Raw genomic sequence first — 19,082 nt, forward strand, 5'->3', positions numbered from 1 at the left:
TGTTTCTTCATTGATTCATTCGAAATTAAATTGACAAAGCCCAGCGACGGCATCGCTTCGAGCGATGCCGTCGCTCTTCTCATACAAATCAACGAAAAGTCAAAGAAATTTAAGTTTAAAAACTGTGGACTATCGACAGTGAACTAAATAATCTTATAAATCCACACTCGCCAGTTGGCATCTTCTACTTTTGAAAGCAGTTTCAAATGCTCTGACGGATGCCTCACTTCAACAGCTGATAAAATATAACCGCACTTTAATTGCTTCAATTTATCGAAGTCATAATCTAAGCTTTCAGTACAGCATTTTTGTTTTTTCAGAATACCATCACCCGCAATAACAGCTTCATTATCAAATAAATAGCATCTACTCCCCCACTGCTCAAAATAGTTTTTTATGAATTTATTTTGATTCAATTCGGGCTGAATAATTGCTTGAATTTGATGTTTATAGGCCAACGAATAAAGCACCACATAACCATCAATCGTTGGAATTTGGTTGTACTGTGCAACCGCAGGGTGAAGCCCCACCATTCCGACTCGTTTATTCGGATTTTCGTCTTCCTTCAATACCGTTTTTACTTTCGAGAAAAGGTCTTCGGCATAAAATTCTCGGTAAGAAACGTAGTCTCTTCCATGAATGGTTTTCTTGATGTAATCACCAACTAATTGATTCGAAAATAACACAATCATAACCTGAATACTGGCTAAAATTATGGCTATTTTTATTGGTAATTCTCTGATTATCAACACAAAAACACCAAACCAAAGATTCGGGTAAAGTGAGTAAAAGCGGTCGAGTTGAATGGCTTTTAAAATTGGCAATTTATCTTTTAGTGATTCAAACCCTGTGAAATTCCAAAAGCCGTCTATTATTGCAATAATTCCAAGAATGACGAGACAAAAAACTACTGTGACAAGTTTCTTTTGTTTGAAAAAACCATATATCAAATAGAAAAATACGAGCGGTAGAATCAAATAAGTATGAAAAGAAGGGAAGTGATTTTGCCCACCTAAGAAGGAGTTTTTGGCAGCTTTTATGCTTTCAGCAAACGTATTTCCCTGCACAAACTCGACTCGATGCGGAGTAAACCCAGCGGGTGTTCCGATTTTAAGAATATCTAAAAACAAACGATAATCTACTAAAATGTAGCCAATTGTAAGAATTATTAAAGATAAAACTCCCGTACCATAGGCTATTTTTCGTTCCTTTTTAAGAAAATTTACTCCTAAATAACCCACCATCAAAACCATCATAAATAACCCCGATAGAATCAATGAAGAGTAAAAAGGGAATAATAAAAAGATAATCCAATCAATAACAGAATTGTGTTTTTTTAAGATTCTATCAAAACTCCAAAATAACAATGGCTGCCCAGCCGAACTCAGTCCACCAGAAAACCAAAAAGGTAATAAAGCAAATCCTAAAGCTATGAAAGGAGCAATTTTGGGCGAAAGTTTGAGGGTATCTTTTGTAAACAAATAGGTACCAAAAAAAGCCACCAAACTCATCAAAATCACATTGATATTATAGGCAACAATTGGCTTAAACCACACAAACAACCACGCTATCAAACTCCACTCGGAGCCAAACGCAATGCGTGGAGCTTGCATCACGGTTTCGTTGGGTGTGTACGAACTCGCCAAAAGTAGGTGCTGGTCGGCCAATGATTTATACCAAGCAATGTTTGCTTCCAGATTATCATGCACTCTGATTGACGCATCTTCGCCCAAAAACACAATAAAGCCGAAGAAAAGCAGCAATGATAAAAAACTGATAATAAATGATTTATTCAAAAAAAGAGGCATGTAATAGAAATTAATGGCATTGATAAAGGCTTATCAATACTTGTCATAACTTACGAATTATAAAACTCAATAATTTTATCAATAATCAATTGTTGTTCTACTTCGGTTAGTTCGTAAAATAAAGGCAAACGCACCAAACAATCAGAGTAATAATCACTTATGGGCAGCGAAACATCACCCGCTTTTTCTTTATAAAATGGACTACTATGTAACGAAATATAATGAAAAACAGCATAGATTTTGTTTTTTTTCAAGAAACCAATCAAGGCATCACGTTGCTCAATCGAATCGGTGAGCAAGTAAAACATGTGGGCATTATTAGTGGCGTAGCTTGGCACTATTGGCAGTTTTAACTTACCTGATTGCTCTAAAAAAGAGAAATCGTTATAATATTTCGCCCAAATCTGTTTGCGTCTTGCTTGTATTTTTTCAAGATTTTCGAGTTGTGCAAATAAATACGCAGCCACCACTTCCGAAGGCAAAAACGATGAACCAATATCTACCCAATTATATTTATCGACTTCACCACGCCAAAATGCCGAACGATTGGTTCCTTTCTCCCAAATAATTTCGGCACGTTTCTCGAAACGTTCATCGTTGATAACCAACATTCCGCCTTCGCCTGAAATAATATTTTTGGTTTCATGAAAACTAAAAGCCGACAAATGTCCGATACTTCCCAACGGACGACCATTATAGAATGAGTCAACGGCTTGGGCGGCATCTTCTATTACAAATAAATTATTGGCTTCGGCAATTGCCATTATTTTGTCCATATCGCAAGCAATTCCTGCATAATGCACCACCACAATTGCTTTGGTTTTAGGCGTAATTAAGGCCGAAAGTTTATCAGCATCGAGGTTTGGGTTTTCGGTAGAGCTATCGGCAAATACAATTTTTGCTCCACGCAACACAAAAGCATTGGCCGTAGAAACAAAAGTATAAGATGGTACAATTACCTCGTCACCCGCTTGAATATCACACAAAATGGCGGCCATTTCGAGGGCATCCGTACACGAAGTCGTGAGCAGGCAGCGACGAAAACCGTATTTTTCTTCAAAAAAATGCTGGCATTTTTTAGTAAAAACACCATTCCCAGAGATTTTGCCCGATTGCACGGCCTCTCCGATGTATTGTAGCTCGTTGCCCGAAAGGTATGGTTTGTTGAAAGGAATCACGAGAAAATGAATGTTGAATGAGTGAATGAGTGAATGAGTGAATGGTTTTTCATTTTCTATCATTCACTCATTCTGAACGGGCGGCGAACCGCCTCAAAATTATCTTTTAGTTAGAACCACCGCACAACTTGCTCCGAACGACATTTTTGACTTTCGCAGTTGAGCTAATTCCCAACTATGAATCTTATCGAAAATCGCAGTAGCAAGTTTTGATGGCGTATGATTGTCAAACTCGGCATCGAGGGTATTTTTGCGAGTTTTGCCAAAAAGTTTGGCGAGACGAAACGGAATCGCACGCAAAACGCCCATTATTGGCGGCAAATACGAGAAAATATAGCTACCATAAGTATATTCAAGCCCGCAATCTTTGGCGAGTTTATCAAACATTTCGAGGTTATAACGTCGATAATGTCCGCTTTCGTCATCAACTTCTGACCAAAGCCACTGATGAGCAGGCACGGTAATGTAAATGTGTGACCCCGAAGGCAAATACTGAGCAAGTGAGGTTAAAAATGCCTTATCGTTTTCGATATGCTCAATCACATCAAAGAGTCCGACCGCATTAATTTGCTTTTCGGCAAACGGAAACTCTTGAAAAAATATGTTGTAGGCTTCTTTTACGCCTCGTTTTTTGGCGTTCAAACAACCTGCATAACCTGGTTCGATTAAAAATATTTGTTTTTCGGGATACTTTTCCGACAAAAATTTAACTTGAAAACCATTTCCTCCGCCCACATCGGCAAAGTTTTTGGCAAATTTAAAGCGTTGCGTAAGCGTCAGAATCACATCGTTTCGGTGTTTAAACCAAAAACTATTGTCTTCAACCGCAAAACAATAGTTGTTTCCCTCTTCGGGATAGGACATTTTTTCAGCGTGAGAAGCACGCCAAATATCATTTTTATCAAGCACCAATGGTGCGGTTTTTATTTCTTCCGAAACGGCCATTATTTAAACAATTCAATTTTACTGCAAATATTGTCTATTTTGATGATTAACTTTGCAAATTGTAAGCCAATTATTTTGATTTAGGTTTAAAACCGATTTTACTTGGTATATATTTTCACTCAAAGGAACAACTTGGAAAGTTGTTGTACAATTCATGAATGTCATAAAAAAACAGGCTTTTCTTGGTACAATTTTCTCTTATGGAGGTGTGTTGGTTGGATTCGTCACACAGTTTTTCTTAATTGGTAATTATCTTGAACCCGCCCAAAATGGACTTTTAGCCGTTTTGCTTTCCTATATGTACGTTTTGGTACAACTTTCATCATTGGGATTTAATGCAGCAGGAAGTCGTTTTTTTCCACATTTCAGAAATGCAAAAAACGGCCATAATGGTTATCTATTCTTAGGACTTTCCGTGGGAATGTTCGGTTTTATCATCACAACTCTCGGTCTTATATTATTGAAAGAAAGTATCATTAAAAATGAAGAAAACTCTACGCTTTTTGCCGATAATTTCTATTTTTTGTTGCCGCTTACATTGGCCACGCTCTTATTCAATCTGCTTGATAATTACGCAAAAAACCTCTACGATACCGTAACTGGGACTTTCTTGGCTCAGTTTCTACAGCGATTGCTTCAGTTAGTTGCGATATTATTCTTCATATTTCAAATAGTTGATTTTCAGCAATTTATGTATGTATGGGTATTTGCGGTATCGTTTTATGTGGTACCCATGCTCTGGAAAGCGAGTAAACTCGAAGGCTTTTCGTTAAAACCTAATTTTTCAGTAATGACGCCCGCTTTTAGCAAGGAGTTTGGTTTTTATAGTTTCTTAACGATTCTGACAGGCTTTTCATCAATGGTGATTTTATATATCGATAAAATTATGCTGGCAGGAATTACTACTTTTTCTGAAACAGGTATCTACAACACCGCTTCATTTTTTGGTAGCGTAATGGGGATGTCGCTTTTGGCAGTAAATAAAGCGGCTCAACCTTTGATTGCTGATTCGTTTGCCAACAGTGACTTGTCTAATATAGCTACCATTTACAAGAAAAGTTGCACCACCGCTTTGATTGTCGGTTGTTGGATTTTCCTCGGCATTTATCTCAATATTGATAACCTTTTTCTTTTCCTAAAGCCTGAATATTCCGCTGGAAAAATGGTGGTGATTATTATCTGTCTGGGAAAACTCTTCGACTTGGCAACGGGACTGAACGGAACGATTTTGGCTCTTTCGAAACACTACATCTACGATACTTATATAATGGTTGGGCTGATTTTCATAACAGTTGCTCTCAACTATTTTCTGATACCCATCTACGGCATGAATGGTGCAGCATTTGCACTGGCCATCGCTACGGTTTATTATAATTTGGCTCGTTATTTAGTAGTTTTGATTAAACTCGGCATGCAACCTTTTACTTTTGATTTGGTAAAAGTTATTGTTGTGGCCTCAGTTTCTTGGTTGATTATCAGATTTTTACCCGAATTGGGAGGCAATAAAATGATGTCAATCGTAGATATGGGCTATCGTTCGGCGGCTCTTACGGTATTGTATGGAGTAATTATTTATTGGAGCAATATTTCGCCCGAATTGAACGGTGCAATGAAGAATTTATGGTTGAAAGTGACTAAGTTTTTCTGATAAAATATCAATAAAAAATCGTGGCATATCATTAAGATTTGCCACGATTAATTCATAAAAAACTACTATTTCTTAGCCAGCGTATAAACTTTTCCATTACTATAATTGAGTATATAAATCTCGCCGTTGGCATCTTGCCCGAAGGCTGAAACGGCAATTACAGTCGTAATTTCATCAGATTTTGTCACGGTTTTGCCATCGTAAGTCAAAGCCCAAATTTTTCCGCTTACGTAGTCTCCACAGAAATACTTTCCTACTAAATCAGTATATTTTTTACCTCTATACACAATTCCACCTGTTACTGAACGGCCGTCATTGCCTTGCTGATATTCCCAAACCGGAGCAATTAAATTGGTCTGCGAGCAATCTCCCGAATAGCACGAACTTCCCTCTTTCACTTTCCAACCATAGTTGCCGCCTTTTGTTATGATGTCAATTTCTTCTATTTTATTTTGGCCAACATCGCCAGTCCATAAATCTTTTGTGACAGAATCAAAACTAAAACGCCACGGATTTCTCAGTCCATAAGCATAAATTTCTTCTCTAAAACCCTGTGTATTAGCTACATAAGGATTATCTTTCGGAATACCATAATTTCCTTTCTCAGTCGAGTTTACATCAATTCGTAGCATTTTTCCCAATAAACTGGCTCGATTCTGAGCATAATTCTCTGGGTCCCCGCCACTTCCACCATCGCCCGTAGCTATGTATAAATAACCATCTGCTCCAAAAGCCAATTGGCCACCGTTGTGGTTGGTATAGGGTTGGTCGAAAGTAAACAAGATAGTTTCGCTGCTTGGGTCGGCAGTCTGACCATTAGCCTTAAATCTTGCAATTACACTCTGACGACGAGGAGAATTTCGGGTATAATTCACAAAGAAAAATCCATTATTTTTAAAATCAGGGTGAAATGTGACGCCTAACAACCCCATTTCGCCACCCGAAGCAACTCGGCTGGTAATATCCAAAAATACCGATTTAGTTTCAGTGGTAGTGCTATTTTCAAAAGCCTGAATTACACCTCTTTGTTCAACCACAAATACACGATTAGTGCCATCATTGGCGTGGGTAAAATCAACGGGCGAATTGAAAGATAATTTCGGAAAAGCCTCAACTGCCTGATACGAAACGGTTGTTGGAGGAGTGACTACCACTGTTGTAGGTGTGGTTGGCGTTGTGGTTGTAGTTGTAGGAGCATCTTCGGCTTCTCTACACCTAAAAGCCAGCAAAGAAGTGAAACCGCAAAAGCCGATAATAACAAACGTTTTTTTCATTAGAATACATGGTTTATGAGTATATAACGAAAAAAAACGCTTGTAAGTTTTAAGGCTTTCATTGAATTAATTGTCTTGCAATTCTTGCTGTAATTTCTCCAATTCGCTCAAATCTTTTTTAAATTCAATCTCTTTTTGATTATTAAAAGCCCCCATTTTATAAGCTATTAAGTAAATAGCTACCGAAATAGCCAACGGAATCAATGTATCAACTATTGCCATTGATAGACTTTTGGTTGCCAGTTTATGGGGCAAAAATGAGAAAATTGTCAAACATCCCGACACAAACATAATTGCTCCAAACCAACCTTCGGCTTTTTTGTTGCTCTCAAATGTGACTATCAGATTTTTCAAGAACGACCTTAAATTGGCATCTGTAATATCAATTTTCAGCATTTTATAAGCTCTAAAAAGCACACCGATAGCCATCAGATTTCCAATTAAAATAAACAAAAAAGGCACATATTGCCACAAAAACTTAAAATCAAAAGGATTTCCTGCGAAAACCGCCACTAAGAAAAAGAACTCCAAAAACATCAGCAACATTAATAAAATGTTTTCTCTTTTGATGCGTGAAACTCTCGAATTCGACCGCTCTCTAATCATACTAAAAATTAGTTTTTCGTTGATTGCCTGCGATGCTTGAAGTTTGCGGTCATAAACTTGCCAAGCTGATTTTAGTTCTTCTAAGTTCATAGTGTATTTGATTTTATGATTTTTTCTAATTTTTGTTTAATTCTATTTAATCTTACGCCCACATTTGAGTTAGAAATACCGATAATCTCGGCTATTTCATCGTAAGTTTTTTCTTCCAAATAAAGCATAATTATGGCCTTTTCTACTTCCGAAAGCTTTTCGATTGCCAACTTGAGCATGCCCAATTTTTCTTCTTCATCGGTATCAAAACTCATATCCGGAATCTGGAATTCTTCTGCCGTAATTGCCTTTTTATCAGGCTTTTTAGTCTCTTTTCGCAAATTAGAAATAGCCGTATTTAGTCCAACTCGATACATCCATGAAGTATTCAAAGACTCGTTTCTGAAACTCGGATACGCTTTCCATAGCTGTAAAACTATTTCTTGAAAAAGGTCTTTCTTCGCTTCTTCATCGTGGCAATATAGATTACACACCTTAAAGATGATTCCCCGATGAGTATTGAGCATTTCGACAAAGTCTTTTTCCATATTGATTTTTAGATTCGTTTGAACAATTAGTCGTCAAGTCGATGCAAAACTTACAATTACGCCACAACTTTTTTCAAGAAATGCACAATTTATACAAATAAAACCATCCAGTCGTGTAAAAGACCTTGGTGGTTTTTCGTAAAAAATCACGTAATTCGCATTCAATTTATCAATCAATTTCTTTTCGTTTGAAAATTCTACTTATCAATACCGACGATGCCATGGGCGGGGCCGCCATTGCTTGCTTGCGATTACTCAAAACACTCAATCAGACCGAAGGCATAGAAGCAACAATGTTGGTGCAAGAAAAAAAGCGAGATAACCCAAACGTAAAAGCGATTACCGAAACTTGGCTACAAAAAAAACTGGCATTCGCACGATTCGTACAAGAGCGTTTATTTTTCAAATTTCAAGAAAAAAACAAAGAAATCAGATTTGCTTTTTCGCCAGCCAATTCGGGTATTGATATTTCTGAGCATCCGCTCGTGCAAGAGGCTGACATCATTCATTTGCATTGGATAAATTTTGGTTTTTTATCATTAAAATCGCTCGAAAAACTTTTTGCACTCAACAAACCTATCGTCTGGACACTGCACGATATGTGGGCTTTTACGGGCGGCTGCCACCACAGTGGAGACTGCGAAAACTTTCAAGATACTTGTGGAAATTGTGTGCAATATCTCAAAAATCCATATCCAACTGATTTATCGAATAGGATTTGGCAATGGAAAAGTGCAATTTTCGCCCTTCGGCTTCGCTCAGGGAACAACATTGAACTACGCTCAGGGAACGGCACTGCAATAGTAGGATGTAGCCAATGGCTGAGTAATAGGGCGAAAAAAAGTAGTTTATTTAAAGATTTTACGGTAAAAGCAATTCCAAACCCTTTGGACACAAATCTCTTTTCGCCACAAAATAAGGTAGAGGCAAGAGCAAAACTGGGGCTGCCGATTGATAAAAAACTCATACTTTTTGTAGCGGCAAAGGTTTCGGTTATTTGGAAGGGATTTAGCTATTTTCAAGAATCTTTGGAGATTTTAAAAACACAATATTCTCATAATCAAGATATTGAATTAGTAGTTTTGGGCGAAAGTGATGCAGAAACAATTCAAAAACTACCATTTAAAGCTCACGCTTTAGGCAGGATTTCGGATGTCAATCAAATAGTTTCTATTTACTCAGCTGCCGATGTTTTTGTTACATCTTCGATTCAAGAAAACCTACCCAATACCATCATGGAAGCAATGGCTTGTGGCACACCAGCCGTAGGTTTTGAAGTTGGAGGAATTCCTGAAATGATTGAATACCCAAATACAGGTTTCTTAGCAAAATACAAATCGGCTGAGAGTTTGGCCGAAGGTATGCAATGGGTTTTATTTGAGGCAAATTACGAAGAATTATCAAAAAATGCTCGCCAAAAGGTATTGGATAATTATTCTGAAAAAGTGGTGATTGAGCAGTATTTAGGGGTTTATCGAAATCTTGTAGCACAAGTTTCCTAACTTGTTTCGCCCAAAGCACAAGTTAGGAAACTTGTGCTACAAAATCAGCAATTTCTTCGTAGGCTTTCAGCACGTTCTGTTGTAAATCAGCGTTTAACCTCTGTGCATTTTGCTTTTTAATGGCTAAATCTTCGGTTGTCAAATTGCCTAAATATTCTTTAATCTGTTCACTCAAATCGGCATCTTCACGAATCAGCCAAGCGGCCTCTTGTAGCATATCCCAATTATCGCTTTCTTGACTACCACAAAACAAAATCGCTCCACCAGCCGCCACCGCACTGACCGCTTTCGACGGAATCATCAGATGCGTGTATTTTGTCAATAAACTCACCAAATGTACATCTAAAAAATTGAGTTGGCTTCTTGGTACATTCGGCAAAGTACTTATTCCTTCATAGTTTTTAGCAAATTCAAGCACTTTTTGAGCTTTTTTGCCGTAAAGAGCCAAAACTAAATGATGCTTTTCGGGGTTAAAAGCCTTGATAAACTCTATCAAAAACTGCCCATTGTGTGCATCATTCAAATTACCACAATAACCAAAATAGATTTTATTATCATTTTCTTTTCGCCAAACAGGTAACTGACTTTCATAAGTCTGATGAAAAATAACACCACAAGGAAGAATGGTTGTATCTAATTTATTTGTGGACTGTAAACCGTGGACTGTTGACTTATCAATATACTTTTCTCCCAAAACCTCCGCTTGCTTTCGTCCCAGAGCAATTAATTTATTAGGAGCATTTTTATATGTTTTCTTTAAAAACCACTGATAAACAGCACTTTTCTCGGCAATCATGCCAATCGCTACGAAGGCTTCGGGAAATAAATCCATTGACCACAACGCCCACTTTCGTTTGGGTGGCGTCCCGCCGGGCGGCGTCCTGCTCCCTAATAACATCGAAGCCCAAAATGGTAACAATGGTGGACTCGTCATTACAATAATAGCAGCATTCTTGTCGATACTCTTCGCCTTTCTGATAAGCATAAAACCATCCAAAAATCCCGCCAGTTGTTTCAGTAGCTTGCTTTTACCATCATAAAGTGTTTGCAAAGTATGTAGTTTGCCCACAGGAGTTCGCTTAGCTCCACCGCCATCGTCGTTACCTTCGATGTTTACGATATGTACTTCGATTTGATGTTTTTCGATGAGATATTTAGCCAAATCCCATGCAGATTCTCCCGTAATTCCAGGGTTTGGAGGATAGTGGCGATTAACTATAATAACTTTATGGCTCATTCAACTTTACTCAGATATTTATAACCTCTCGCAAGGTCAATTCTCAACAACAAGCCAAAATTATAACTTATTCCTCTCAAAGACTGCGTTGCACCATCAATTTTATTAGAATTTTGCGTATAAACTACGTCAGAGCGTAGTCCGCCACTCTGCCCTATATTCATTCTTCCAAAAAGACTTATATAAAAACCATTCGCAATTCGTCCTTGTAACTCGGTCTGCACTTCAAATGCAGCCGTCATTTTCTTTGTTATATAAGAATCTGATGTAAGTCGAATAGTATCACGTTTTGCAGGACTACCCGATACCCCCGTAAAGGTTCTTGTATAAATCAGTTTTTCTTTAGCATTCGTATTCAATAATACACCACCACCAATGTACAAAGCTGCACTTTTAGTAATCCCATCAAGATTTGCCACTTTATACTTAAATCTCACAGGTATTGTATGTAAAGTTGCCCCGATTCGATAAGTAAAAGGCACGCCTCTTCCCGATGCAATCGACTGAATGAAATAAACAGGATTCTTCAAATAGCCAGTCTCAACCGCCCATCTATTATCCAGATTATATCCGACCGACACTCCCCAAGCAAAATCGTTATTATTTTGGCTGTTCACTAAATTACCAATCGTATTACTAAGCGAAGCATAGTTGAGTTTAAAGCCACCTTCAAGCCCCATATACAAGCTCATTTCCTTGCGGTTGAGGTTCGGATAAGCATTATTTCTTACATCCAAGCGTTTGGTTGGTGGTTTATAGTATTCTTCATCATCTTGAGCCTTCAACTCAGCGAAAATACCTACTACCAAAAACAAAAATATAAATATAGATTTCATCATTCTGTAAATATTTCCAAAACTACTAACAAAGACGACACGCATTCACTAAAAGTTGCCAGCAAAGCAAAACGAGATTTTATTTAGCAAAGAAATAATATAACTTTTCTATGTTTTTTCAATAAATAACGAAAGAAACGTAGTAGAATTTCGTGATGAAAGCAAAAAGAAAATTTATATTTGTAAAAGATTCTCAAAAAGCCTCTTATAATGTTTGAGCCGCAAAAAATGAGTAAATTTACTTATTTGCTCAGACGCCCATTCACTTAATTATTCATTATTGAATGAAAACCTTAGACACTTATGATTTTTCGGGCAAGAAAGCCCTCATTCGAGTAGATTTCAATGTGCCTCTTAATGAAAAGTACGAAATCACTGACGACACTCGTATCACTGCCACTATCCCGACTATCAAGAAAATCTTGAAAGATGGTGGTTCATGTATCTTAATGTCGCACTTAGGGCGTCCGAAAGATGGTCCAACCGAAAAATACTCTCTTAAACACTTAGTAAACCCACTTTCTGTTATTTTAGGTTTACAAGTAAAATTTGCTGATGATTGTATCGGAGCATCGGCTGCCGAGCAAGCTGCCAGCTTACAACCAGGCGAAGTGCTTTTGCTCGAAAACCTTCGTTTTTATAAAGAAGAAGAAAAAGGAAATGTTGAATTTGCCGAAAAATTATCGAAACTCGGTAATGTTTGGGTAAATGATGCTTTCGGAACTGCCCACCGAGCTCATGCTTCTACGGCTATCATCGGTCAATTCTTTGAAGACCGTGTTTGTGGCTACGTTATGCAAGCCGAAGTAGATAACGCCGAGAAAATCTTAAACAACGCTGAGCGTCCGTTTACGGCTATCATGGGTGGAGCAAAAATCTCTGATAAAATCTTATTGATTGAGCGTTTGTTGGATACTGTTGACAACCTCATCATTGGTGGCGGTATGACTTATACCTTCACAAAAGCACAAGGTGGTTCAATCGGAAAATCTCTTTTGGAAGCCGACAAAATGCCACTCGCTTTAGAGCTTATCGAAAAAGCAAAGGCAAAGGGTGTAAACCTTATCATGCCACTTGATAATGTTTGTGGTGATAAATTCTCGAACGATGCCAACAGAATAACCGTAGCAACTGGTCAGATTGGTGATGAGTGGGAAGGTTTTGATATTGGTCCAGAATCAGTAAAACTTTTCACCGAAACAATCTTAAAATCGAAAACTATTCTTTGGAATGGCCCAATGGGTGTATTTGAATTCCCGAATTTTGCAGTTGGTACAAACGCTATCGCCGAGGCGGTAGTAAAAGCAACTGAAGAAAACGGTGCGTTCTCGCTTATTGGTGGTGGCGATTCAGCTTCGGCTATCAACAATGCTGGCTACGGCGACCGTGTCTCTTATGTTTCGACCGGTGGCGGTGCATTGCTCGAATATATGGAAGGCAAAACTCTCCCAGGTGTTGCTGCTCTTGCGTAATTAGAGCATTTGTAGAGACAGAAATAAAAAAATCCCCGTTCGAGAACGGGGATTTTTGTTTATAAATATTAGATAAGGAAATAATAATTTGGACACTTACCAAAGTTTAACATTGGTAAAATACAGCCCGATAGCCACTGCTACGGTCAGGCCGCTGATTAATAATAATTCAGCGTACTTCATTTGGGATTCAGATTTAGCTGCTCTGTTCATGGCAAATCAATTTAGTTTATATGGAGTTTTTATTTGGACGCAATTTTTATATAAAAGCCACAAAATACATTTCGACATCTAAACTTATATCTACCTTTCTAAAACGAATTTAATTAAAAAAGATTTCTCAATCAAGTTAAATTTATTAAACGGTAACTGATATTTTCAAAAAACCTACCTGATTTATACCCTCATTTCTTTTTCAAGTAGTATCTTTGCAAGACTTTGTGTATGCTAAAATGCTTTAAACAAACTTTTGTTGTTCAGCATTTTAAACATATACCGACGAATCAAATTCATCATAAAATCAGGGAAATCTGATAAACCAGTTTAATCAGAGTCAAGAATGTCAAAAGTTATTATCATTGGTGCCGGTGGAGTCGGCAGCGTTGTCGCTCACAAATGTGCGATGAACTCCCAAGTATTTACCGAAATCATGTTGGCAAGTCGCACAAAATCAAAATGCGATAAAATTGCAGCTGATATTGAGGAAATGCACGGTGTAAAAATCCAAACGGCACAAGTCGATGCCGATAACGTACCCGAATTGGTAACTTTAATTAAAAGTTTCCAACCAAAAATGGTTATCAATGTGGCCCTTCCATACCAAGACCTTACCATCATGGATGCTTGTTTGGAAACTGGCGTACACTACCTCGATACAGCAAATTACGAGCCAAAAGATGTAGCTAAGTTTGAATATAGCTGGCAATGGGCTTACCAAGACCGTTTCAAAGAAGCTGGCTTGATGGCTCTTTTGGGTTGTGGATTTGACCCAGGCGTAACACAAGTTTATTGTGCGTATGCCAACAAACACCACTTCGACGAAATGCACTACCTCGACATCATCGACTGTAATGCAGGAAATCACGGAAAAGCATTTGCTACAAACTTTAACCCCGAAATCAATATCCGTGAGATTACTCAAAACGGACGTTATTGGGAAAACGGAGAATGGGTAGAAATTCCACCAATGTCAATCCACAAAGCCATTGATTACCCAGGAATCGGCCCGAAAGAGTCTTATGTTTTATACCACGAAGAATTGGAGTCTTTGGTAAAAAACTTCCCAACTTTGAAACGTGCCAGATTCTGGATGACGTTCGGACAAGCTTACTTGACTCACCTCGAAGTACTTCAGAACGTGGGTATGACTCGCATCGACCCTGTGAAGTTCAACGGCATGGACATCGTTCCGTTAGAGTTTTTGAAAGCGGTATTACCAGCTCCTGATACTTTGGGTGAAAACTATACGGGTCAAACCTCAATCGGTTGTCAAATCAAGGGTATCGAAGGCGGAAAAGATAAAACCTACTACGTTTGGAATAACTGCGACCACGCCGAGTGCTACAAAGAAGTAAAAGCACAAGCAGTATCGTACACAACTGGCGTACCAGCCATGATTGGTGCGATGTTGATGCTCACAAACCCAGACTGGCAAAAAGCGGGTGTTTGGAACTGCGAAGAACTCAACCCAGACCCATTCATGGCTTTGCTCAATACGCAAGGTTTACCATGGCATGAGCAAGTAAACGGAGTTTTACCTCACGAATATTAAAATTTTAGTCGATTGTCCACAGACGATGGTCGATAGAAAGTTTTAGAAAATATAATTAAATCCTGCCACACAAAATGGCAGGATTTTTTCGTTCCTGTGGAGCAAATATTCTGTTCGCTCACTATATTTACATCAGAAACAAACCTAAACTTATGAAAAAAGCACTTATAATCATTACACTCCTATCAAACATAGCTTTCGCTCAAGAAAAAAAAGAAGAACCGAAAAAAAACGTTAATGCCAAAGACGAGCCTTCAGTGCAAGCAGCCATGATTTATAATTCTCTGCAACGCAACGAAGAAACTGGCGGAGGCACTGGTGTAGTAAGAACTTATGACCTACGATACGAAGGAATGCAAGGCACTCCCTATTTTATTGATGAATGGCTTTCGGGGCAGTTAGTTTTCACGAATGGCGATGCAGGCAAGAAAAGCCATTTGTTAAAATACAATACTCAAACCAAAGAATTATTAATGAAGCGTCCGCAAGGAGACTCCATTATTATATTCCCAAATCAAATCACGGCATTTACGATAAATGATGTCAGCAAAAATGTGAGTTATCCATTCGTAAAAGTTGAAAATCTCAAAGCTGATGGCGGAACAGTACCTGTTTGCTTTTTGATGGTATTGTATAAAAACAAATCTTCACTGCTAAAATATGTGAGTAAAAATATTCTGAAAGCAAATTATCAAGGCGGATACAGTGCCGACCGCCGTTATGATTCTTATGTCGATAATTCACAATATTTCATTCGTAAGACAGATAATTCACTGGTGAAAGTAAAATTAAAGAAAAGCTCAGTTTTGGATGCTTTGGAAGATAAAAAAGTCGAAATAGAAGCCTTCATCAAAAAAGAAAACCTTTCATTCAAAAATGATATTGATGTAGCCAAAGTATTGGCTTACTATGATAGCCTGTAGCATTTCTTCTGTTGCTTCGTACCTTCAAAAGTGTCAGATTTCGTTACATCAACTACGAAATCTGACACTTTTTCTTTTAGATTAGTGATTCTTTTTAATTTAAAAAAAATAAATATTTAGATAAATATCTAAATATTTTTATCCATTTGCTTGCACAATTCATTTTTCTTGCCTAACATTGTATCGTAGTTCAGCGAAACTACAAATGTTCAACTTAAACTTTTACTAAAATGAAACCTCACACACAAGGGGTGCAAGCTACTGCTTTACCCAATCCAACTACGCTCGATGAAATCATTTTCGAGCAACGCAACAAAGATTATGGTGCTTATGAGCTTCGCACCAAATACTCTCAAAACCTCAACCGTGCCTTGTGGATTGGTGTCGGTTGTTTTGGGCTAATGCTACTTACAAACTTTATTTTTGCGAGACAGAAAGAAAATTCTGAACGAATTGTTTCGGTGGATTTGACTGCTCAAAAAATTCCTGATGAACCACTTCCAGAACTCGAAAAACCTAAGGAAGTAGAACCTCCAAAGCCAGTAGAACAAGTAAAAACCATCACATTTCTTGTTCCTGAAGTAGTTGAAGAGACAAATAATGAAATGCCTCCACCAGATTATGATGCAATAGAAAATTCAGTTATAAGCGATAAAACACAAGATGGAATTGAAACAGACGAAATTGCAGCAGCCCCTCCTACTGAAGTAAAATCCGTTGAAAAAACAATAGTTGAGCTTCCTGAAGAAGATAACACAGCTTTTATAACCGTCGAAGTACAACCATCATTTATGGGTGGAAATAGCGAAATGTACAAGTTCTTAAGCAAAAATCTAAAGTATCCTACGGCCGCTCAACGTGCCAATATTCAAGGTAAAGTTTTCTTAAGTTTTATCGTTGAAAAAGATGGTAGCATTACCGACATCGAAACTATGAAGGGAATCGGTTTTGGTTGTGATGAAGAAGCCATGCGAGTAGTAAAACTCATGCCAAAATGGATTGCAGGAAAACAAAACGGCAGAAATGTAAGAGTAAAATTTACAATTCCTGTTTTTTTTAGACTTGATGATTAGATATTTGTATAATAATATACAATAAAATCGAACAATATAGAGACAGGGTATACCCTGTCTCTACCGTATAACAACGTTTTTCTAACACGCCTATTCCCGTCTAACACTAAAATCCAGAAACTATCAACCAATACCAAATCATGAAAATATCTCTCTTCATTTTTATTGTTTCAATATCATTTTGGACTTGTAAAACCAAACCCGAAAAAGTTGGTCGAGGATTTTATAATGATATTGTAGAAGATTTAGTTCGGCACAAATTCTATGGATACTATTTGAATAGGGATGCTAACGATGCATATGGAAAATTAGTAGATAAATATCGTCCACTCTATAGAAAAGCAGAAACAGATGAAGAATATCTCGAAATACATAATGAATTTGAAGAAGAGAAGAATTTATTGGAAGGTGTTTTTTTTACTGGTAAGAACTCTGCTTGCTATTTAGAAAATGACACAAAACATATTGAAAAGTTTAAATTTGCAGCAAACTTAGAAAGAGTTCCTTTCTATAATGAATTTACAGATTATGATAGCTGTGCAATCTTAGAAATATTAAAAACACATCTTTCTTATAGCCTAAATAATGTTAAATCTCGTTATTTTAGAGTAGGTAAAACCCCTAAAGACAGTTGCGAAATAGGAAAGATAGCTTTATCTGAACCTTTTTTTAACAAGAATAAAAATAAAGGCCTGATATTTTGTAGATTTCGATGTGGTGGTTTGTGTGGTTTTGAAAAAGTTTATCTTTTAGAGAAAATAGGCAGTTATTGGTTTATAAAAGATGAAGAACAAATTTCGATTTCTTAATTATTCTACCTAAATCAACACAAACAGCCCGCACAACATTGTTCGGGCTATTTTTTGTTATGGATTGGTATTAAATAAGTAATTTTGTGAAACAAAAATGCGTTTCAAAGCATTATTCATTTTTACATTATTCATTTTGCCTTAAAATGCCAATAGATATTTCTCAAATTCCTTCGCCGTGCTACGTTTTAGAAGAAAGACTCCTACGCCGAAATCTTGAATTATTAAACCGAGTTCAAACCGAATCGGGTGCTTCAATCATCGTCGCCTTAAAAGGCTTTTCGATGTATGCTACTTTCTCGATGGTCAAGCAATATTTGTCGGGAGCAACCGCCAGTTCGCTCAACGAAACTCGCCTCATTGTAGAAGAAATGGGTTGTTTGGCACATACCTACTGCCCTGCCTATAAACCAGCAGAATTTGAGCAAATCATGGCCAATAGTAGCCATATTACGTTCAATTCCTTGAATCAGTGGAATCAGTTTAAAGACCAAGTACAAGGTTTTGAACGAAAAATCTCGTGCGGAATCAGAATTAACCCACAATACGCTGAGGTTGAAACCGATATGTACAATCCGTGTATCGTAGGTTCAAGACTTGGAGTCACTCGTGAATTATTGGGCAAAGAACTCCCAGAAGGCATCGAAGGATTACACTCGCACACCCTCTGCGAAAATGATTCTTACACACTCGAACGCACGCTGGTGCATATCGAAGATAAATTTGGCGATTTGTTACACCAAGTAAAATGGCTTAATCTCGGTGGTGGACACTTAATGACTCGTGAAGGCTATAACCACGAACATTTGATTGCCTTAATCAAACGTTTACGAGAAACTTATAACATAGAAATTATTCTCGAACCAGGCTCAGCCATTGGTTGGCAGACGGGCTATCTGACCTCAACAGTTTTAGACATCGTTGATGCCCAAGGAGTTGATGTAGCTATTCTTGATGTATCTTTTGCCGCTCACATGCCCGATACGCTCGAAATGCCCTACAAACCACGCATTTGGGGAGCAACCGATGCCGTTGAAGGCAAACCTACTTACCGCATGGGTGGTATGACTTGTTTGGCAGGCGATTACATGGGAGATTATTCTTTCGATAAGCCTCTACAAGTGGGCGATAGCGTAGTTTTTGATGATATGATTCACTACACAATGGTAAAAACTACGACTTTCAATGGCGTTGGTTTACCATCCATCGGTATTTGGAAGGAAAACGATGAGTTTAAGTTACTAAAAAGCTTTGGTTACGAAACTTACAAAGATAGGATTTAATAGCCCCTCCCTACCCTCCCCAATAGGGAGGGTTCTTTTTTCTCGCTTTTTTTCTTGCAAATAATTTTTACTTGTTTACATTTGCACAAAAATATTATTCTTCAATTGTTTAAAGACCTAAAATATCTCTTAGCACGCC

Annotated in this window: 16 protein-coding genes; 8 read left to right on the forward strand and 8 right to left on the reverse strand. The window is 37.7% G+C overall.

The genetic code is table 11. The features are described from left to right. Nucleotides 1-143: 143 nt before the first annotated feature. The 3 genes from IEX65_RS01220 to IEX65_RS01230 all read right to left on the reverse strand — a co-directional run bounded on the left by IEX65_RS01220 (nucleotide 144) and on the right by IEX65_RS01230 (nucleotide 3,931). Nucleotides 144-1,808, reverse strand: coding sequence for a DUF6044 family protein (locus IEX65_RS01220; protein ID WP_188763816.1), 1,665 nt, complete (start codon nucleotides 1,806-1,808; stop codon nucleotides 144-146). 50 nt (nucleotides 1,809-1,858) lie between these two features. Beyond that, nucleotides 1,859-2,986: a dTDP-4-amino-4,6-dideoxygalactose transaminase gene (gene rffA / locus IEX65_RS01225; RefSeq protein WP_188764763.1), complete on the reverse strand. Its 1,128-nt coding sequence runs from the start codon at nucleotides 2,984-2,986 to the stop codon at nucleotides 1,859-1,861. A 99-nt stretch (nucleotides 2,987-3,085) separates the two neighbouring features. After that, a complete protein-coding gene (locus IEX65_RS01230; protein ID WP_188763818.1) occupies nucleotides 3,086-3,931 on the reverse strand; it encodes a class I SAM-dependent methyltransferase in 846 nt (281 codons plus the stop codon). A 154-nt stretch (nucleotides 3,932-4,085) separates the two neighbouring features. Between IEX65_RS01230 and IEX65_RS01235 the strand changes: the two genes are divergently transcribed. Then, nucleotides 4,086-5,579 (forward strand): lipopolysaccharide biosynthesis protein, encoded by a 1,494-nt coding sequence (locus tag IEX65_RS01235; protein ID WP_188763820.1) that lies wholly within the window; start codon nucleotides 4,086-4,088, stop codon nucleotides 5,577-5,579. A 65-nt stretch (nucleotides 5,580-5,644) separates the two neighbouring features. On the opposite strand, the gene IEX65_RS01240 is transcribed toward IEX65_RS01235, so the two are convergent. The 3 genes from IEX65_RS01240 to IEX65_RS01250 all read right to left on the reverse strand — a co-directional run bounded on the left by IEX65_RS01240 (nucleotide 5,645) and on the right by IEX65_RS01250 (nucleotide 8,037). Further along, on the reverse strand, nucleotides 5,645-6,853 hold the full coding sequence (locus IEX65_RS01240) for a PQQ-dependent sugar dehydrogenase (protein WP_188763823.1): 1,209 nt from the start codon (nucleotides 6,851-6,853) through the stop codon (nucleotides 5,645-5,647). Between the two features lie 66 nt (nucleotides 6,854-6,919). Next, the gene (locus IEX65_RS01245) at nucleotides 6,920-7,549 is read right to left on the reverse strand and encodes a hypothetical protein (RefSeq protein WP_188763824.1); all 630 of its coding nucleotides are present in this window, start codon (nucleotides 7,547-7,549) and stop codon (nucleotides 6,920-6,922) included. Next, nucleotides 7,546-8,037: an RNA polymerase sigma factor gene (locus IEX65_RS01250; protein ID WP_188763826.1), complete on the reverse strand. Its 492-nt coding sequence runs from the start codon at nucleotides 8,035-8,037 to the stop codon at nucleotides 7,546-7,548. Before IEX65_RS01250 ends, IEX65_RS01245 begins: the two co-directional genes overlap by 4 nt. Before the next feature lie 188 nt (nucleotides 8,038-8,225). Between IEX65_RS01250 and IEX65_RS01255 the strand changes: the two genes are divergently transcribed. Then, nucleotides 8,226-9,539, forward strand: coding sequence for a glycosyltransferase family 4 protein (locus IEX65_RS01255; protein WP_188763828.1), 1,314 nt, complete (start codon nucleotides 8,226-8,228; stop codon nucleotides 9,537-9,539). A gap of 22 nt (nucleotides 9,540-9,561) precedes the next feature. Here the strand turns inward: IEX65_RS01255 and IEX65_RS01260 are convergent, their stop codons facing one another. Then, nucleotides 9,562-10,776 carry a glycosyltransferase family protein gene (locus IEX65_RS01260; RefSeq protein ID WP_188763830.1) on the reverse strand — a complete coding sequence of 405 codons (1,215 nt, stop codon included), beginning with the start codon at nucleotides 10,774-10,776 and terminating at the stop codon, nucleotides 9,562-9,564. Next, nucleotides 10,773-11,612 (reverse strand): hypothetical protein, encoded by an 840-nt coding sequence (locus IEX65_RS01265; protein WP_188763832.1) that lies wholly within the window; start codon nucleotides 11,610-11,612, stop codon nucleotides 10,773-10,775. Before IEX65_RS01265 ends, IEX65_RS01260 begins: the two co-directional genes overlap by 4 nt. Before the next feature lie 284 nt (nucleotides 11,613-11,896). Between IEX65_RS01265 and IEX65_RS01270 the strand changes: the two genes are divergently transcribed. From IEX65_RS01270 to nspC, 6 genes are all read left to right on the forward strand, one after another. Continuing rightward, nucleotides 11,897-13,084, forward strand: coding sequence for a phosphoglycerate kinase (locus IEX65_RS01270; protein WP_188763833.1), 1,188 nt, complete (start codon nucleotides 11,897-11,899; stop codon nucleotides 13,082-13,084). Between the two features lie 559 nt (nucleotides 13,085-13,643). Further along, a complete protein-coding gene (locus IEX65_RS01275) occupies nucleotides 13,644-14,855 on the forward strand; it encodes a saccharopine dehydrogenase family protein (protein WP_188763835.1) in 1,212 nt (403 codons plus the stop codon). A gap of 152 nt (nucleotides 14,856-15,007) precedes the next feature. Continuing rightward, nucleotides 15,008-15,778, forward strand: a complete 771-nt coding sequence (locus IEX65_RS01280) for a hypothetical protein (RefSeq protein WP_188763837.1) — start codon at nucleotides 15,008-15,010, stop codon at nucleotides 15,776-15,778. A gap of 230 nt (nucleotides 15,779-16,008) precedes the next feature. Continuing rightward, complete coding sequence (locus IEX65_RS01285; protein WP_188763839.1) at nucleotides 16,009-16,851, forward strand: energy transducer TonB; 843 nt, start codon at nucleotides 16,009-16,011, stop codon at nucleotides 16,849-16,851. A 140-nt stretch (nucleotides 16,852-16,991) separates the two neighbouring features. Then, a complete protein-coding gene (locus IEX65_RS01290; protein ID WP_188763841.1) occupies nucleotides 16,992-17,660 on the forward strand; it encodes a hypothetical protein in 669 nt (222 codons plus the stop codon). 146 nt (nucleotides 17,661-17,806) lie between these two features. Next, on the forward strand, nucleotides 17,807-18,943 hold the full coding sequence (gene nspC, locus IEX65_RS01295) for a carboxynorspermidine decarboxylase (protein ID WP_188763843.1): 1,137 nt from the start codon (nucleotides 17,807-17,809) through the stop codon (nucleotides 18,941-18,943). The last annotated feature ends 139 nt before the right edge of the window (nucleotides 18,944-19,082 follow it).

It is taken from the genome of Emticicia aquatilis (genome assembly GCF_014644295.1).
Taxonomy (GTDB): domain Bacteria; phylum Bacteroidota; class Bacteroidia; order Cytophagales; family Spirosomataceae; genus Emticicia; species Emticicia aquatilis.

Excerpts from the sequence above, each read along its gene's own strand:
- nspC (WP_188763843.1), top strand. The coding sequence starts at position 17,807 with ATGCCAATAGATATTTCTCAAATTCCTTCGCCGTGCTACGTTTTAGAA.
- IEX65_RS01265 (WP_188763832.1), bottom strand. The coding sequence starts at position 11,612 with ATGAAATCTATATTTATATTTTTGTTTTTGGTAGTAGGTATTTTCGCT.
- IEX65_RS01270 (WP_188763833.1), top strand. The coding sequence starts at position 11,897 with ATGAAAACCTTAGACACTTATGATTTTTCGGGCAAGAAAGCCCTCATT.
- IEX65_RS01245 (WP_188763824.1), bottom strand. The coding sequence starts at position 7,549 with ATGAACTTAGAAGAACTAAAATCAGCTTGGCAAGTTTATGACCGCAAA.
- IEX65_RS01285 (WP_188763839.1), top strand. The coding sequence starts at position 16,009 with ATGAAACCTCACACACAAGGGGTGCAAGCTACTGCTTTACCCAATCCA.
- IEX65_RS01280 (WP_188763837.1), top strand. The coding sequence starts at position 15,008 with ATGAAAAAAGCACTTATAATCATTACACTCCTATCAAACATAGCTTTC.
- IEX65_RS01230 (WP_188763818.1), bottom strand. The coding sequence starts at position 3,931 with ATGGCCGTTTCGGAAGAAATAAAAACCGCACCATTGGTGCTTGATAAA.
- IEX65_RS01220 (WP_188763816.1), bottom strand. The coding sequence starts at position 1,808 with ATGCCTCTTTTTTTGAATAAATCATTTATTATCAGTTTTTTATCATTG.
- IEX65_RS01260 (WP_188763830.1), bottom strand. The coding sequence starts at position 10,776 with ATGAGCCATAAAGTTATTATAGTTAATCGCCACTATCCTCCAAACCCT.
- IEX65_RS01240 (WP_188763823.1), bottom strand. The coding sequence starts at position 6,853 with ATGAAAAAAACGTTTGTTATTATCGGCTTTTGCGGTTTCACTTCTTTG.
- IEX65_RS01290 (WP_188763841.1), top strand. The coding sequence starts at position 16,992 with ATGAAAATATCTCTCTTCATTTTTATTGTTTCAATATCATTTTGGACT.
- IEX65_RS01235 (WP_188763820.1), top strand. The coding sequence starts at position 4,086 with ATGAATGTCATAAAAAAACAGGCTTTTCTTGGTACAATTTTCTCTTAT.
- IEX65_RS01250 (WP_188763826.1), bottom strand. The coding sequence starts at position 8,037 with ATGGAAAAAGACTTTGTCGAAATGCTCAATACTCATCGGGGAATCATC.
- IEX65_RS01275 (WP_188763835.1), top strand. The coding sequence starts at position 13,644 with ATGTCAAAAGTTATTATCATTGGTGCCGGTGGAGTCGGCAGCGTTGTC.